At 71.8% G+C, this 13,937-nt stretch carries 18 protein-coding genes; 11 read left to right on the top strand and 7 right to left on the bottom strand.

Annotated features, from left to right (window positions below):
- Positions 1–18 precede the first annotated feature (18 nt).
- The gene (locus tag ABC304_RS16585; RefSeq protein ID WP_412932459.1) at positions 19–747 is read left to right on the top strand and encodes an NUDIX hydrolase; all 729 of its coding nucleotides are present in this window, start codon (positions 19–21) and stop codon (positions 745–747) included.
- Between the two features lie 18 nt (positions 748–765).
- On the opposite strand, the gene ABC304_RS16580 is transcribed toward ABC304_RS16585, so the two are convergent.
- The 3 genes from ABC304_RS16580 to ABC304_RS16570 are packed head-to-tail and all read right to left on the bottom strand — an operon-like array spanning position 766 to position 2,958.
- On the bottom strand, positions 766–1,515 hold the full coding sequence (locus ABC304_RS16580; RefSeq protein WP_412932458.1) for a DUF429 domain-containing protein: 750 nt from the start codon (positions 1,513–1,515) through the stop codon (positions 766–768).
- Positions 1,516–1,519: 4 nt separating this feature from the next.
- Positions 1,520–2,098, bottom strand: a complete 579-nt coding sequence (locus ABC304_RS16575; RefSeq protein ID WP_412932456.1) for a GNAT family N-acetyltransferase — start codon at positions 2,096–2,098, stop codon at positions 1,520–1,522.
- Positions 2,099–2,136: 38 nt separating this feature from the next.
- Entirely contained in the window at positions 2,137–2,958 is an 822-nt protein-coding gene (locus ABC304_RS16570) for a sulfite exporter TauE/SafE family protein (RefSeq protein WP_412932454.1), read from the bottom strand.
- A gap of 57 nt (positions 2,959–3,015) precedes the next feature.
- Between ABC304_RS16570 and ABC304_RS16565 the strand changes: the two genes are divergently transcribed.
- From ABC304_RS16565 to ABC304_RS16545, 5 genes are all read left to right on the top strand, one after another.
- Entirely contained in the window at positions 3,016–3,333 is a 318-nt protein-coding gene (locus tag ABC304_RS16565) for a histone-like nucleoid-structuring protein Lsr2 (protein WP_412932452.1), read from the top strand.
- An 82-nt stretch (positions 3,334–3,415) separates the two neighbouring features.
- On the top strand, positions 3,416–3,556 hold the full coding sequence (locus ABC304_RS16560) for a hypothetical protein (protein ID WP_412932451.1): 141 nt from the start codon (positions 3,416–3,418) through the stop codon (positions 3,554–3,556).
- A gap of 57 nt (positions 3,557–3,613) precedes the next feature.
- Positions 3,614–4,198 (top strand): GrpB family protein, encoded by a 585-nt coding sequence (locus ABC304_RS16555; protein WP_412932449.1) that lies wholly within the window; start codon positions 3,614–3,616, stop codon positions 4,196–4,198.
- A complete protein-coding gene (locus ABC304_RS16550; RefSeq protein WP_412932447.1) occupies positions 4,195–4,635 on the top strand; it encodes an arsenate reductase ArsC in 441 nt (146 codons plus the stop codon). Before ABC304_RS16555 ends, ABC304_RS16550 begins: the two co-directional genes overlap by 4 nt.
- Positions 4,636–4,722: 87 nt before the next feature.
- Positions 4,723–5,394 carry a sigma-70 family RNA polymerase sigma factor gene (locus ABC304_RS16545; RefSeq protein ID WP_412932446.1) on the top strand — a complete coding sequence of 224 codons (672 nt, stop codon included), beginning with the start codon at positions 4,723–4,725 and terminating at the stop codon, positions 5,392–5,394.
- On the opposite strand, the gene metX is transcribed toward ABC304_RS16545, so the two are convergent.
- Together metX and ABC304_RS16535 are read right to left on the bottom strand one after the other, a co-directional pair.
- Entirely contained in the window at positions 5,342–6,547 is a 1,206-nt protein-coding gene (gene metX, locus ABC304_RS16540) for a homoserine O-acetyltransferase MetX (RefSeq protein WP_412932445.1), read from the bottom strand. The genes ABC304_RS16545 and metX overlap by 53 nt on opposite strands.
- Positions 6,548–6,588: 41 nt before the next feature.
- On the bottom strand, positions 6,589–7,620 hold the full coding sequence (locus ABC304_RS16535; protein ID WP_412932443.1) for a DUF2332 domain-containing protein: 1,032 nt from the start codon (positions 7,618–7,620) through the stop codon (positions 6,589–6,591).
- Positions 7,621–7,710: 90 nt separating this feature from the next.
- On the opposite strand from ABC304_RS16535, the gene ABC304_RS16530 reads away from it, so the two are divergent.
- Complete coding sequence (locus tag ABC304_RS16530) at positions 7,711–8,409, top strand: SDR family NAD(P)-dependent oxidoreductase (protein ID WP_412932441.1); 699 nt, start codon at positions 7,711–7,713, stop codon at positions 8,407–8,409.
- A gap of 67 nt (positions 8,410–8,476) precedes the next feature.
- Here ABC304_RS16530 and ABC304_RS16525 read toward each other — a convergent pair whose 3' ends face one another.
- A complete protein-coding gene (locus ABC304_RS16525; RefSeq protein WP_412932439.1) occupies positions 8,477–9,799 on the bottom strand; it encodes a bifunctional o-acetylhomoserine/o-acetylserine sulfhydrylase in 1,323 nt (440 codons plus the stop codon).
- A 140-nt stretch (positions 9,800–9,939) separates the two neighbouring features.
- Here ABC304_RS16525 and ABC304_RS16520 point away from each other — a divergent pair, with 140 nt between their 5' ends.
- The 3 genes from ABC304_RS16520 to ABC304_RS16510 are packed head-to-tail and all read left to right on the top strand — an operon-like array spanning position 9,940 to position 11,854.
- The gene (locus ABC304_RS16520) at positions 9,940–10,725 is read left to right on the top strand and encodes an SDR family oxidoreductase (protein ID WP_412932437.1); all 786 of its coding nucleotides are present in this window, start codon (positions 9,940–9,942) and stop codon (positions 10,723–10,725) included.
- Positions 10,726–10,733: 8 nt separating this feature from the next.
- The gene (locus ABC304_RS16515; protein WP_412932435.1) at positions 10,734–11,606 is read left to right on the top strand and encodes a hypothetical protein; all 873 of its coding nucleotides are present in this window, start codon (positions 10,734–10,736) and stop codon (positions 11,604–11,606) included.
- Positions 11,603–11,854, top strand: coding sequence for a hypothetical protein (locus ABC304_RS16510; protein ID WP_412932433.1), 252 nt, complete (start codon positions 11,603–11,605; stop codon positions 11,852–11,854). The genes ABC304_RS16515 and ABC304_RS16510 overlap by 4 nt, the downstream gene beginning before the upstream one ends.
- A gap of 28 nt (positions 11,855–11,882) precedes the next feature.
- Here the strand turns inward: ABC304_RS16510 and ABC304_RS16505 are convergent, their stop codons facing one another.
- Positions 11,883–13,388: an MFS transporter gene (locus tag ABC304_RS16505; RefSeq protein ID WP_412932431.1), complete on the bottom strand. Its 1,506-nt coding sequence runs from the start codon at positions 13,386–13,388 to the stop codon at positions 11,883–11,885.
- A gap of 57 nt (positions 13,389–13,445) precedes the next feature.
- Between ABC304_RS16505 and ABC304_RS16500 the strand changes: the two genes are divergently transcribed.
- Positions 13,446–13,937, top strand: a complete 492-nt coding sequence (locus ABC304_RS16500) for a phosphoribosyltransferase (protein WP_412932429.1) — start codon at positions 13,446–13,448, stop codon at positions 13,935–13,937.

The raw sequence follows: 13,937 nt of genomic DNA, 5'->3' as shown, positions 1-13,937 counted from the left end.
CCCGACGGTGACGCAGCCGTGAGCGGCGTCCTGGCGCGGGCACTGTCGGGAGCCCGTGCGCGTACCGCAGACGATGTCGCAGATCCGTCCGCCCGCGTCGCCGCGACCGTGGTGCTGCTGCGGGACGCCGATGAAGGCCCGGAAGTGCTGCTGATCCAGCGGCCCGGCCGCGGGACGTTCGCCGGCGCCTGGGTGTTCCCCGGCGGCGCGGTAGAGCCGGCCGACGCCGGGCAGGCGGAGGACGCGGGGGAGGAGGCCGTCGCGCGCGTTGCGGCGGTGCGCGAGACCGCCGAGGAGACCGGGCTCGTGGTCGACGTGGGCGAGCTGATCACGCTCTCGCGGTGGGATCCGCCGCCCGGCATCGCCGTGCGCTTCCGCACGTGGTTCTTCGTCGGCTGCGCGCCGCGGGGCGAGCTGCGGCTGCAGCCGGACGAGGCGGTCGGGGCCGCCTGGGCGCGCCCGGTCGATGTGCTCCGACGGCACGGTCACGGCGAGCTGACCCTCTTCCCGCCGACCTTCGTCACTCTGGCGCGTCTGAGCGCGCAGCCGAGCGTCGAGGCCGTTCTCTCGGAGGCGCGCGTCGCCGGAGTGCGGGACTTCGCGACCCAGGTGCGCGAGGGCGGTGCACTGCTGGTCTGGCCGGGCGATGCAGAGGACGGGGCGAGGCGAGCGGATGCCGCGGCCACCACCGCGCGCCACCGTCTGCGTGTCGACGCGCTGCCCTGGACCTACGAGCACACGGCGTAGCCGCGGCATCCGACCTCTTCAGGAGACGAGATCGGCGAGCGGGCCGGTCGGGAGGACCACCCAGCCCTCGCGTCGGGCGCGGTCGACCTGCGCGGCGCTCGGGCGCGCGTAGTGGCGGAGGAGGGCTGCCCGAGCCGACAGCGCGGCGATGACGGCGTCGAATGCGTCGCACGACCTGGTCATCAGTTCCGGGTGGTCGCCGAGCTCGAGCCACGGCGCCTCGGCGGCGAGCCGGGCGAGCAGGCGGCGCCGCACGTCGACGTCGACCCGGTAGCCGCGGACGTCCCAGCCCCAGAGCCGAAGTGTGGCGCCGGGGTACACCTCCGCGACCCGGCCCTCCTCCGCCGACCCGTCGACCCGCACGCCGCCCGCGGCGAGACGGGCCAGCAGTCCCGCGCACCGCATAGCGGTGAGACCCAGCCGGTCGGCGGAGACGCTCAGCGGCCAGCGCCCGATCGCGGCGTGCACGGCACGATCCGTCTCGCGGTAGGCCAGGGTGCGGCGCCAGTCGATGCCGCCGTCGGGGGTCGCGTCGCCGGCGGCGTGCGCGGCGACGAAGTCGACGAACTCGTCGGGCCAGCCGAACGCGCAGTCGATGCCGAGCAGGTCGAGATCAGCGGTGGCCGTGACGACCCGCTCGTCGTCGGCGTTCAGCTCGAGACTCTCCAGCCGCGCCCGCCCCGGCGACCACGCGACGACCGCCAGCGCGGTGCCCGGCGCTCCGGCGGCGAGGTCGACACCGCCGGTCCGCTGTGGAGTCTCCGTCACGCGTTCAGCCGGCGCGTGGGACGGTGATGCGCATCACCGTCTTGCTCGTGCCGATGTGACGCTCGAATGTGAAGCCCGCTTTCTCGAACATGGTCCGCGTACCGTTGTGGAGGAACGACGACGAGGTGCGCTTGCCGGGCTTCGGCTCGTTCGGGAACGACACGACCTCCCCGCCGCCGGCCTCGGCGATCAGGCCGAGCGCGCCGTCCAGCGCCTCCCGCGCCACGCCGGAGCGCCGGTGGTCGCGGTCGACGAAGAAGCAGGTGATGCGCCACAGAGCCGGTCGGGTCTCGCCGGCGTCGTACTGCTTCCGGTGGTAGATGCCCGGCAGCTCGGCCGGGCTGCCGTACTCGCACCACGCGATCGCGGTATCGCCCTCGAAGACGAGCGCGGCATGGGCCACCCCCTCCTCGACGAGGCGCCGTTTGAACGTCTTGCGGTCGTAGTCCGCCTTGACCGTGTGCTCGGTGTCGCCGTGGAAGTAGGAGCAGTAGCAGCCGCCCCACACCCCGTTGTGCTTCTCCGCGAGTGCCAGCCACGCCGGGAACGTCTCCGGCGTCAGCGGCCTGATCCGACCGTCCATGGGTCGAGCGTAGGGGTGCGTTCCGCGCGCCGGAAGGCTCAGGCGCCGGTGAACTGCGCGATCGTGTCCCACGCGAGCTTGACGATCAGCAGCGAGAGTACGACGAGGAACACGATGCGCACGAAGCGGTTGCCGTTGCGCGTCGCCATGCGTGCCCCGATGAAGCCCCCGGTCATGTTCAGCGCGGCCATGGCGATGCCGAGCACCAGGATGATCTCGCCGTGCACGCCGTAGACCGCGAGCGCGGCGAGGTTGGTGGTGAGATTGGCGATCTTCGCGTTGACGCTGGCCTGGAGGAACCCGAATCCCAGCACGCCGACGAGGAGGATGACGAAGAACGAGCCGGTGCCCGGTCCGAGGATGCCGTCGTAGAAGCCGACCAGGATGCCGATGAGCGCCGAGCGCCAGGCGACCGAGGCGTTGCGCGTGTGCCGCGGCTGATGGTGCAGGCCCATCTGCGGCTTGAGGAGCGTGTAGACGGCGACCACCACGACGGCTGCGAGCACGATCGGCGTGAGCACCTCCCGCGGCACGAAGCGCGAGAGCGCCGCTCCCACGGCCGACCCGGCGAAGGCGCCGATGACGAGAGGCACCAGCAGCGCGAGGTGCACGCGGATGCGCCGCAGATACACCCAACTCGCCGACAGCGTGCCGAAGAAGGACGACATCTTGTTCGTGCCGAGGATGAACGGCGTCGAGACGTTCTGCGGGACGGCGATGACCAGGGCGGGCAGCTGGATCAGTCCACCGCCGCCGACCACCGCATCGACCCAGCCCGCGACGCCGGCGGCGACGAGGAGGAAGATCAGCGCCCCCGCCGACACGGGGAGCCAATCGGCGAGCAGCGGACCATCGAGCACCGGTCGATTCTGGCCTGTCGGCGGGAGCCCGCCAAACCGGCGCCATAGGCTGGGGGCATGGTGCAGCGGACGGTCACTCAGATCACCGACGACCTCGACGGGACGCCCGGCGCCCGATCCGTCACCTTCGCCCTCGAGGGCGCGTCGTATTCGATCGACCTGTCGGAGGTGAACCTCGCCCGTCTGCGGGAGGCGCTCGCACCGTTCATCGAGAACGCCGTCCGTGAAGGTGCTGCCGACGGCCGGCGTGCGTCGTCCGTCGGAACGTGGCGTCGCGAAGACCTGCAGGAGTGGGCCAAGGCCCGCGGCTACCGGGTGGGCGATCGTGGACGGGTGCCGCAGGGCATCGTCGACGAGTACCTGTCGACCCGCTGAGCCGACGCGACGACGCGCTGACCGCGTCCGGGATCCGCCGGTCGTGACCCTCCTCCCTTCCTCCGACCGGGAGAATGGAGGCATGTCGCGACGCAAGGATGGACGGCCCCGCACGGTGGCAGCACCGGTGATCGAACGGCGCCGCACCCCGTCGACGACGCCGCCCGACGTGCCGCAGGCGGCGGACCCTCGCAGCGAGAAGCCGCCCGCGCCGCACAGCTGATCTCAGCACAGTGGTGCCGGCGAGCATCGCGCTCCGGGGAAGCGGTGAGAATGGATCGTGCCTCATTCCACACCTCGCCGCCCCGACGTCCGCGACCTCGAACTCGTCGGCGGCGTGGAGAAGCTGACGGTGTCGCTGCACGACGCCGACGCGGCGTGGCGCGACGTCTTCGACGAGCATCGTCGTCGCCTGCGGGAGGCGCTCGGCGAACGGGCGGTGCTGATCGAGCACATCGGCTCGACGTCGGTTCCCGGTCTCGCGGCCAAGCCGATCGTCGACATCGTGGTCGGCGTCGCGGACATCACCGCCGAGGAGGACTACCTTCCCGCGCTCCTCGCCGCGGGGTACGTGCTGCGGGCGCGGGAGCCGGGTCACCGACTCGTACGCACACCCGGGCGCGACGTCCATGTGCACGTGTACGAAGCCGATGACCCGGCCGTGGAGGCGTACCTGCTCCTCCGCGATCGCCTTCGCGCGCACGCGGACGACCGGGCGCTGTACGAGCGCACGAAACGTGACCTGCTCGAACGGGAATGGGACGACATGAACGCCTACGCGGATGCCAAGACCGCCGTCATCCATGGGATCCTGGACCGCGCGCGAACCTCGCGCGGTTCCGAGCCCGGAGAGGATGCGCCATGACGGACAGGCCCGCCGTCCTCTTCGTCTGCGTGCACAACGCCGGACGCTCCCAGATGGCCGCCGGCTATCTCGAGGCTCTCGCCGGGGATCGCATCGACGTGCTGTCGGCCGGGTCCGAGCCGAAGGACCGGCTGAACCCCGTCGCTGTCGCCGTGATGGCCGAGGAGGGCATCGACATCGCAGGCAGCACTCCGAAGCTCCTCACCGTCGACGCTGTCCGGGAGTCGGATGTGGTCATCACGATGGGCTGCGGCGACGCCTGCCCCATCTTCCCGGGCAAGCGCTACGAGGACTGGGCTCTCGACGATCCCGCGGGTCAGGACCACGAGACCGTCCGGCGCATCCGCGACGACATCCGCGCCCGCGTCGAGACGCTCATCGGCGAGCTGATCGGTCCTGGCGCGAGCGGGGATTCTGCGACATCGGTCGCGGAATAGGCGCCACGCGGACCGTTTTGCGACAACCTTCCGGGGGATGCAGTCCGCCTCCCGGCGACGGCGTGGATCGGGCCCGACGATGACCCTGTGACCCGAACCCCCGCGGCAGCCCTCCATCCGGGGACCCCTCGTGCGCAGGTGCCCCCTGCGGAGCTCGCCGACCTCATCGAGCGGACGGCTCGCAGGGACGTCCCGGCCTTCACCGAGGTCTACGACGCGCTGGCGCCCCGGGTCTTCGGTCTCATCGTGCGGGTGATCAACAACCGCGCCCTCGCAGAGGAGATCCACCAGGACGTCTTCCTGGAGGTGTGGAATAAGGCGGGCGCCTTCGACCGGACCCGCGGCTCGGCGAGCACCTGGGCGCTGACGATCGCCCACCGGCGCGCCATCGACGGGGTGCGCGCCCGGCACGTCCTTCACGAGCGCGAGCATCGCGTCGGCGTCCGCGATCTCGCCGGCCCGGTCGAGGACGTCAGCGAGTCTGTCATGCACCGCGAGGACGCACGACGGCTGCGCCAGGCGCTCGAGATCCTCCCCGAGCGCGAGCGGCTGTTCCTGCACCTGGCCTACAGCGAGGGCCGCAGCCAGAGCGAGATCGCCGCGCTCACCGGCACGCCGCTGGGAACGGTCAAGACCGTCACCCGGACTGCTCTCAGCCGCCTGCGGGCGACCCTCGCCACCGCGGACCCCTGCAGTGACGCGCCGGTCAGGCGTCCAGCAGCCGCCGCAGGTGAGCGCCGACCGCTGCCGTCTCGATGAGGAAGCCGTCGTGACCGAAGTCGCTCGTCAGGACCACCGCCCGCTCCCCGTCGAGGGTGGCGGGGATCGAGCGCGCGATGCGGTGCTGACCGTCGATCGGGAAGAGCCGGTCGGTGTCGATGCCGACCACGAGCGCCGTCGCGGTCACCGATCGCAGCGCCTCTTCCACCCCGCCGCGGTCGCGACCGACGTCGTGCGAGTTCATCGCCTCCACCAGGCGGATGTAGGAGTTCGCGTCGAACCGACGGGTGAACTTGTTGCCGTGGAAGTCGAGGTAGGACTCGACCGCGAAGCGCCCGCCGTGGCCGAGCGGACTCACGCCCGACTGCCATGAGCGCTGGAAGCGCTGGTTAAGCTCCGTCGGGCTGCGGTAGTTGAGCAGGGCCATGCGCCGGGCGAGGGCGAGGCCCCGGTGCGGCCCGTCGCCGTCGCCGCTGTCGTAGTACTGCCCGTTCTGGAAGCGCGGGTCGACCTGGATCGCCGCCAGCTGCACCGAGTTGAGTGCGATCTGATCGGCCGTGTTCACCGGCGGGGCCGACAGGATGCCGACGCGCTGCACGCGTTCGGCGTGCCCGACCGCCCACTCCAGGGCGTGCATCCCGCCCATGGAGCCGCCGATGACCGCGGCCCATGTGCCGATGCCGAGAGCGTCGGCCAGCAGGGCCTGGGCGGCGACCTGGTCGCGGATCGTCACGTAGGGGAACCGCGCGGCCCACTCGTAGCCGTCGGGCGCAATGCTCGCCGGACCGGTCGACCCCTGGCATCCGCCCAGCATGTTCGGCGCCACGACGAACCACCGATCGGTGTCGATCGCACCGCCGGGACCGACGATGTCGTCCCACCAGCCGGCGGTCGGATGCCCCGGCCCGGCCGGACCGCGGAGATGGCTGTCACCGGTCAGCGCGTGCAGGACGAGCACGGCGTTGTCGCGTGCGGCGTTCAGCTCGCCCCACGTCTCGTAGGCGAGGCGGAAGCCGGGGAGGCGGCCGCCGCCCTCCGTCGCGAAGGCGCCGAATGCGGCGAACCGGCGCTCGCCGACCGGGTCGCCGTCGCGCCACGCGCCCGTCACCGGGGGGCGTCCGAGGAGCAGGCGCGCGTCGGCCTCGGTGACCGGCGCCGAGGGCACGGGTTCTTCGGAGGTCTGCCAGTCCATGCCTGCCATTCTCCCGGTCGGCGCGGAGGGCGGGCGGACTGTTACGCGCCGCGGAAGGCCGACGTCTCGTAGACGGCTCCGTGCTGGCCCGCCAGCGCGACCGGCACGGCGTCGACCGTCTGCACGAAGCGGTGGTCGACGGCGAGGCCGGCCGGAACGCGCGCGTCGATCTCCGGCAGCGTGCCGGCCGTCTCGTTCGAGAGCCAGAGCACGGGACGGTCGAGCCGGGCGCTCAGGCCCATGACCGTGTCGGCGAAACGGCGGCGCGCCTCGGCGTCGAGGTACAGCAGCACGGCGCTGTGGAAGATGACCAGTGTGGCCTCGCGCGGCGCCTCCGCGGCGACGGGAGTGACGAGGTCGATGATGTCGCCTGGCTCGATGCGGGGCGGCGCGGCACCGACGATCGCCGCCGCACCGCGCAGGCGCTCGACCCGGGCGTCGTGGTCGGGTCCCGGCCAGACCAGGTTCGCCAGCCAGGCGATGGCGTCGTCGTCGGTCGCGTCGATCGGGTCGAGGTCGATGCCTCGTCGCCAGACGACGTCCGGCATCCGCTCGGGAACGGAGGCGTCGGCATCGACCTCGCAGGCGAGTGCGAACGACGTGGCGCCGCCGTGAGGGTCGACCCGGCGAGGTCCGGAGGGGGCGGCGTAGTCGACGCTGTAGTGATCGGGGAAGAGGCAGAGGCCCGCGGCGGTGCCGGTCTCGAGCAGGGCCACGGGTCCGTCGAGGCGCGACAGCACCGGCAGCAGGGTGGCGCAGCGGTTGGGCTCGTTGGTCTGCACGCTGCGCTCGGTGGCGATCGCGATGACGTCGTCCCACGCGGAGCGCAGCCAGCGGATCCACGACTCCGACGGCTCCAGCGCGCACCCCGCCCAGCGCGAGGCCGCGAACAGCAGGTTCGGCTGCTGCAGACGCCGCGGGAGCGCGGCGATCCGGGCGCAGAGGTCCGGATGCCGCGCGATGCCGCACGCCCAGTCCTCGTACAGCGGCGACGTGCCGTGCGCCCAGCGCCGCCCGAAGTCGTCGTACACGGCGGAGACACGCTCAGTGGCGGCCGAGTCGACGTTCGACATGGCCACACCCTACGCCCGCCGGAAGAGGCCGGCTGCCGCCCCCGGCGGGTCGGGGAGCATGACAATGGAGTCCCACGACACGGAGGATCCATGGCCCGCTATCTCATCATCGCCGCGTCCAGCGGGATCGGACAGGCCACCTGTGCGCTGCTGCGCGAGGCCGGCCACGAGGTCGTGACGACCGCCCGCGACACCTCGACGATCACCCCCGACGTGATCCTCGACGCGAGCGACTTCGACGCCGTCGACGCCGCCGTCTCGAACGCCGGCGAGCTGGACGGGATCGCCACCTTCGCGGGCTCGATGATCCTCAAGCCCGCGCACCTGACCTCCCGTGAGCAGTACGACGAGACGATCGCGGCGTCGCTGACTCCGGCCTTCGCCACGGTGCGGGCCGCCGGCCGTCATCTGCGCGGGGGTGGATCCCTCGTGCTCGTCTCGTCGGCGGCCGCCCTGGCCGGGCTGCCGAACCATGACGCGATCGCTGCAGCAAAGGCCGGTGTGATCGGCCTGACGCTGTCGTCCGCGGCGAGCTACGCCTCGCAGAACCTGCGGATCAACGCCGTCGCGCCCGGGCTCACGCAGACGCCCCTGACGGCGGCCCTCACGGCCACCGAGGGCTCGCGCAGGGTGTCGGAGAACATGCACGCCCTGGGCCGGCTCGGCGAACCGGACGACGTGGCGCGCGCGGTCGTCTTCCTCCTCGATCCCGCCAACGACTGGATCACCGGTCAGGTGCTCGGCGTCGACGGCGGCCTCGGACATGTGCGTCCGAAGGTGCGCGCCTGAGGCGTCGGCCCGCAGAACGACGGATGCCGCCGCCCGGTCGGGGCGGCGGCATCCGTGTGTCGACAGGTCAGGCGCGCGCGGCCTCGGTCACGCGGTGCGCGGCGGCCAGAGCCTGCTCGAGGTCGGCCTTCAGGTCGTCGATGTTCTCCAGTCCGAGCGACAGGCGCACGAGTCCGGGCGTCACGCCGCTGGTGAGCTGCTGCTCGGGCGTCAGCTGCGAGTGCGTGGTCGAGGCGGGGTGGATGACGAGCGAGCGCACGTCGCCGATGTTGGCGAGGTGGCTGAACAGCGTCAGGCTGTTGACGAACTCACGGCCCGCCTGCACCCCGCCCTTGAGCTCGAACGACAGCACTGCGCCGACGCCCTTCGGGGCGTACTTGTTCGCCGCCGCGTACCAGGGGGACGTGGGCAGACCCGAGTAGTTCACCGACGCGACGTCATCACGGTTCTCGAGCCACTCGGCGATCTCCTGCGCGTTCTGCACGTGCCGCTCGATGCGCAGCGACAGGGTCTCGATCCCCTGGATGAGCAGCCAGGCGCTCTGCGGCGAGATCGCGGCGCCCAGGTCGCGCAGCAGCTGCACGCGGGCCTTGATGACGTAGGCGAGACCGTCGCCGACCGCGGTCGTGTACGAGGCGCCGTGGTAGCTGGGGTCGGGCTCGGTCAGTCCGGGGAAACGGTCGACGTTCTCCGACCACTTGAACGTTCCGCCGTCGACGATCACTCCGCCGATCACGGTGCCGTGCCCGCCGAGGAACTTGGTGGCCGAGTGCACGACGATATCGGCGCCGTGCTCGAACGGACGGATCAGGTACGGGGTCGCGATCGTGTTGTCGACGATCAGGGGGACGCCCGACTCGTGCGCGACGTCGGCGACGAGCCCGATGTCGAGGATGTTGATCTTCGGGTTGCCGATGGTCTCGGCGAAGAAGAGCTTGGTGTTCGGGCGGACCGCCGCGCGCCACTCCTCGGCGTCGTCCTGGTTCTCGACGAAGGTGACGTCGATGCCGAGCTTCTTCAGCGTGTACTTGAAGAGGTTGTACGTGCCGCCGTAGATCGAGCTCGACGAGACGATGTGATCGCCGGCCTCCGCGATGTTGAGCACCGCGAAGGTCTCGGCCGCCTGGCCGCTCGCCACCAGCAGCGCCCCGGTCCCGCCCTCGAGCGCCGCGACACGCTCTTCCACGACCGCCTGGGTCGGGTTCTGGATGCGGGTGTAGATGTTGCCGAACTCCGCCAGCGCGAACAGGTTCGCGGCGTGGTCGGCGTTGTCGAACACGTACGACGTGGTCTGGTAGATCGGCGTGGCGCGAGCCTTGGTCACCGGGTCGGGCGCGGCGCCCGAGTGGATCTGCTTGGTCTCGAAGCGCCAGTTCTCGGCAGCGGTCACGGCATCCTCCTACGGGTGCGGAAGGCGCAGCGGGTGCCGCGCGGCTTCTGCGAGAGTACGGATGCCGCGGTGCGGCCGACAAGCGAACGGACACGCTGCGTAACCTGGAGCCCTTCTCCCGCCTGGGTAGTGTGGATCGCATGGCCAGCAGACGCGCAGTGGTGACCGGAGCGAGTTCAGGGATCGGCGCGGCGACCGTGCGGGCGCTGCGCGCGAGCGGGTGGGACGTCGTGGGCGTCGCCCGTCGCGCCGCGCGCCTCGAGGAGCTCGCCGGCGAGACCGGAGCCGAGGTGTTCGCCGCCGACCTGACCCAGCAGGCCGACGTCGATGCGCTGACGGAATGGCTCGCGCAGAGCGGCTCCGTCGATGCGCTCATCCACGTCGCGGGTGGCGCACGCGGCACGGATCGCATCGAGGACGGTGCCGTCGCGGATTGGCAGTGGATGTTCGACGTGAACGTGCTCGCCGCACAGCGCCTCGTCGCCGCGCTGATGCCTCAGCTGCGGGCCGCGGCAGCCGTCAACGGGCACGCCGACGCGGTCTTCCTCACCTCGACGGCCGCCACCACCCCGTATCCGGGCGGAGGTGGCTACAACGCCGCCAAGGCCGCGGAGTCGATGGTCCCGCAGGTGCTGCGCCAGGAGCTCAACGGCGAGCCGATCCGCGTCATCGAGATCGCCCCCGGAATGGTGCAGACCGAGGAGTTCACCCTCAACCGTCTCGGCGGCGACGCGGAGGCGGCCGAGCGGGTGTATCAGGGCGTCGAGAACCCGCTGCTGGCCGAAGACGTCGCCGACGTCGTCGCCTACGCCGTGAACGCCCCGGGGCACGTCAACCTCGATCTCGTGCTCATGCGGCCCGTCGCCCAGTCGGCGCAGCACCTGCTCGCTCGCGGACCCCTCCGCGTGCGCGGCGGACAGGACTGAGACCGCCGGTGCCGGGCGGACCGTCCGCCGAGCCGCTCGGCGCTCCGTCGCGCGGACGCGTGCTCGAGGTCGGGGCTCTCTCCGCCCGGCCGCGGCACGCCGAGCTGAAGCGCTTCCGGGTGGCGTTCGCGGCCTCGCATCCGTGGATCGCGACGCCCGTCCCCGCCGTCCGACGGGTGATCCTCGGCGTCGGCGCGGCGGCGAGCGTCATCGGGGTGCTCACGCTCGCCTTCGGCTTCAGCGAGACGGTGGCGGAGGGCGGCGACGACGTCGTGGGTCAGGCCACGGGCATCGCCGCGTTCGGGCTGCTGATGCTCATCGGGCTGGTCGTGCTCGTGTGGGCCTCGGTCCGCACGGCCCGCCGCAAGGAGACGCCCCTGCGCCACTGGCGCCTGGCGCGCTTCGCCGCGGAGAACGGGCTGACCTACATCCCCGGTCCGATCCCCGGCGAGCTGAGGGCCTGGCGTGAGCGCGGGCTGCTCACGATCGCCCGGGCCATGCGCGCACGGACCCCCGACGGTCGTCCGATCGAGTGGGCCGACTACGAGCTGCGCTACGGCAACGAGACGTCGAGCAGCACCCAGTTCGGAGGGTGGATCGCGGTGGCGCTGCGGCGCCCGCTGCCGCACATCGTGCTGCGCTCGACCGCGCGCGGCAGCCGTGCGCTGTCGACGGCCGCCGTCCCGGACGCCACGCAGCGGCTGTCGCTCGAGGGCGACTTCGATCGGCACTTCACCCTCTACTGCCCTCGCGGCTACGAGCGCGATGCGCTGTATCTCTTCACGCCCGACGTGATGGCGCGCGCCATCGATGCCGCCGGCGGCTGGACATCGAGATCGTGGACGACCGGCTGCTCATGGTGCGCTCCCGCGATGTCGTGACCACCGATGCCCGCTCCTGGGTCGAGGTGGTCACCGCCGCCAACGCCTTCGCGGGGAAGGTGCAGCAGTGGGAGCGCTGGCGCGACGAGCGCGTCGATCCCGGCGGTGAGGTCGGGACCGGCATCGAGGTGGCCGGCGTCGCGGCGGCGGGTCGTCGCCTCCGCACCGTGCTCAGCCCGGCGACCTGGGTGTGGCTCGGCATCGCCGTGTTCGTGTTCGCGGCCCTGCTCGTCGCCGACCTCCTCTGACGCCGGCTCGAGCTGCATCGGCCCGCGGTCAGAGGACCTGCGCCCGCCCGGCGGTGCCCTCCGGATCGGCGGTGGCCGCGGCATCCGGAGCTTCATCGCCGAAGGCGACCTTCGGCACGAAGAGCAGCAGCACGGCGGCGAGGAATCCTCCGGCGGCGCAGACGGCCCACACGGTGATGTAGCCGCCGAGCGAGGCCGCGGTCTGGCTGGCGACCGTTCCCGCGCCCACCGCCAGGACGACGCCGAAGATCGCCGAGGCGAACGTGCCGCCGATCGTCTTGGTGGTGTTCGTCAGCGCCGACGAGATGCCCGTCTGACCGCGCGGTGCGGCGGCCGCCGCCGCGGACGGCAGGGCCGCCACGAGGGCGCCCGATCCGAGGCCGGCGATCGAGAGGTTCAGCAGCACCTGCCACAGCTGCAGGTGGAACGGCACGAACAAGAGGTAGCCGACGCCGACGAGGACCGACGCGCCGATGAGGATGAGGCGTGGGTTACCCGTGCGCGAGGTGACAGCGAACAGCACAGCGCCCACGATGAGCGAGACGAGGTAGACGCCGATGACGTTGGAGCGGTCCGTGGCATCCAGCCCCAGTCCGTAGCCCAGGGAGGAGTCGGTGCCCGCGTACGTCGACAGCGGCCCCTGCGCGCCCAGCAGGCTGATGCCGACGAGGAAAGCCGTGGCCTGCACGGGCCACATCTCGGGGCGCGCGAGCACGCGCACGTCGACGGCCGGATCGTCCTGCCGCAGCTCGTAGCGCACGAAGACGACGAAAGCGGCCAGCCCGGCGGCAAGCAGCACCCAGGTCCAGACGAAGCCCGGGCCGTTCAGCCGGAGGAACGTCAGCGCGCTGGTGATCAGCAGCAGTCCCATCGCGAGGATCACGAAGCCGCCCGTGTCGAGGCGCCGGCCGGGCAGCGGCTCGGACTCCGGGACACCCAGCCAGATGACCACCGCGATCAGGGTGACGGCGATCGCCGGGATCATCAGCGTGACGGTCAGGTCGCCCGTGGCGGCGAAGATGCGGCCCGCGGCCAGGGCGCCGATGATCGCGCCGGCCTGCAGGCCGACGACGAGGAGACCGGCTGCACGGCGGGTCAGCGAGACGCCGCGATCCTGCACGCGGCCACGCTCGAAGATGAGGGCGATCTCGAGGGGCAGCCAGACCACGTAGAACCCCTGCAGCGCCCAGGCGATGAGGAAGGTCCAGAACGATCCGGCGAACACGAGCCACCAGCTCGCCCCTGCCGTCAGGATCGCGGCGATCAGCAGGATCCTCTTGTGGCCGTACATGTCGCCGAGCTTCGCCAGCACGGGCACGACGAGCGCCGACAGCAGCAGCTGCGCGGCTTCGAACCAGTTGACGTCGGCGTCGGTCACGCCCAGGTGCGCGACGATGTCGCTGAACAGCGGCACGTAGAAGCCCTGCAGGATGCCGCTGGTCAGCTCGACGAGGATGAACCAGCCGATCAGCCCCGCCGTGATGCCGAGGGCGGACCCGCGGAGGCGGTCGGCGGCGGCGGAGGCGCGGGACACGACGGCGAGACTACACCGGGGCGGCTCTACGCTGGTCGGACGGAGAGAGGGGTCTACGTGACCGAGGAACGAGAGCGGCTGTCGTGGGACGGCTTCGGGGAGGCGGCCCGTGATCTGGCCCGCTCGATCGTGGCCGACGGATTCGAGCCTGAGGTGGTGGTGGCGATCGCGCGCGGCGGCCTGCTGCCCGGCGGGGCCATCGCCTACGCGCTGGGTGCGAAGAACTGCGGCGCCTTGAACGTCGAGTTCTACACCGGCATCGGCGAGGTGCTGGACGCGCCGGAGGTGCTGCCCCCGACCCTCGACCTCGACTACCTCGACGGGCGGCGCGTGCTGCTGGTGGACGACGTCGCCGACAGCGGCCGCACGCTGGCGCTGGCGGTGCAGCTGCTGGCCGATGCCGGCGCCGACGTGCGCTCGGTGACGATCTACACGAAGCCCGGCACCGTGGCCACTCCCGACTACGCGTGGCGCGAGACGACGCTGTGGATCGACTTCCCCTGGTCGGCGCGCGGTCCGGTGCAGGACGAGTCGGCGAACGGCGCCTGA

The organism is Microbacterium jepli, from assembly GCF_047237905.1.
GTDB lineage: Bacteria > Actinomycetota > Actinomycetes > Actinomycetales > Microbacteriaceae > Microbacterium.
The sequence above is the reverse complement of the archived record's forward strand: the minus strand, read 5'-3'. Positions and strand labels throughout refer to the sequence as shown.

Coding starts and splice junctions, on each gene's coding strand:
- ABC304_RS16575 (WP_412932456.1), bottom strand. CDS start 2,098: ATGGACGGTCGGATCAGGCCGCTGACGCCGGAGACGTTCCCGGCGTGG.
- ABC304_RS16565 (WP_412932452.1), top strand. CDS start 3,016: ATGGTGCAGCGGACGGTCACTCAGATCACCGACGACCTCGACGGGACG.
- ABC304_RS16560 (WP_412932451.1), top strand. CDS start 3,416: ATGTCGCGACGCAAGGATGGACGGCCCCGCACGGTGGCAGCACCGGTG.
- ABC304_RS16550 (WP_412932447.1), top strand. CDS start 4,195: ATGACGGACAGGCCCGCCGTCCTCTTCGTCTGCGTGCACAACGCCGGA.
- metX (WP_412932445.1), bottom strand. CDS start 6,547: ATGGACTGGCAGACCTCCGAAGAACCCGTGCCCTCGGCGCCGGTCACC.
- ABC304_RS16535 (WP_412932443.1), bottom strand. CDS start 7,620: ATGTCGAACGTCGACTCGGCCGCCACTGAGCGTGTCTCCGCCGTGTAC.
- ABC304_RS16530 (WP_412932441.1), top strand. CDS start 7,711: ATGGCCCGCTATCTCATCATCGCCGCGTCCAGCGGGATCGGACAGGCC.
- ABC304_RS16520 (WP_412932437.1), top strand. CDS start 9,940: ATGGCCAGCAGACGCGCAGTGGTGACCGGAGCGAGTTCAGGGATCGGC.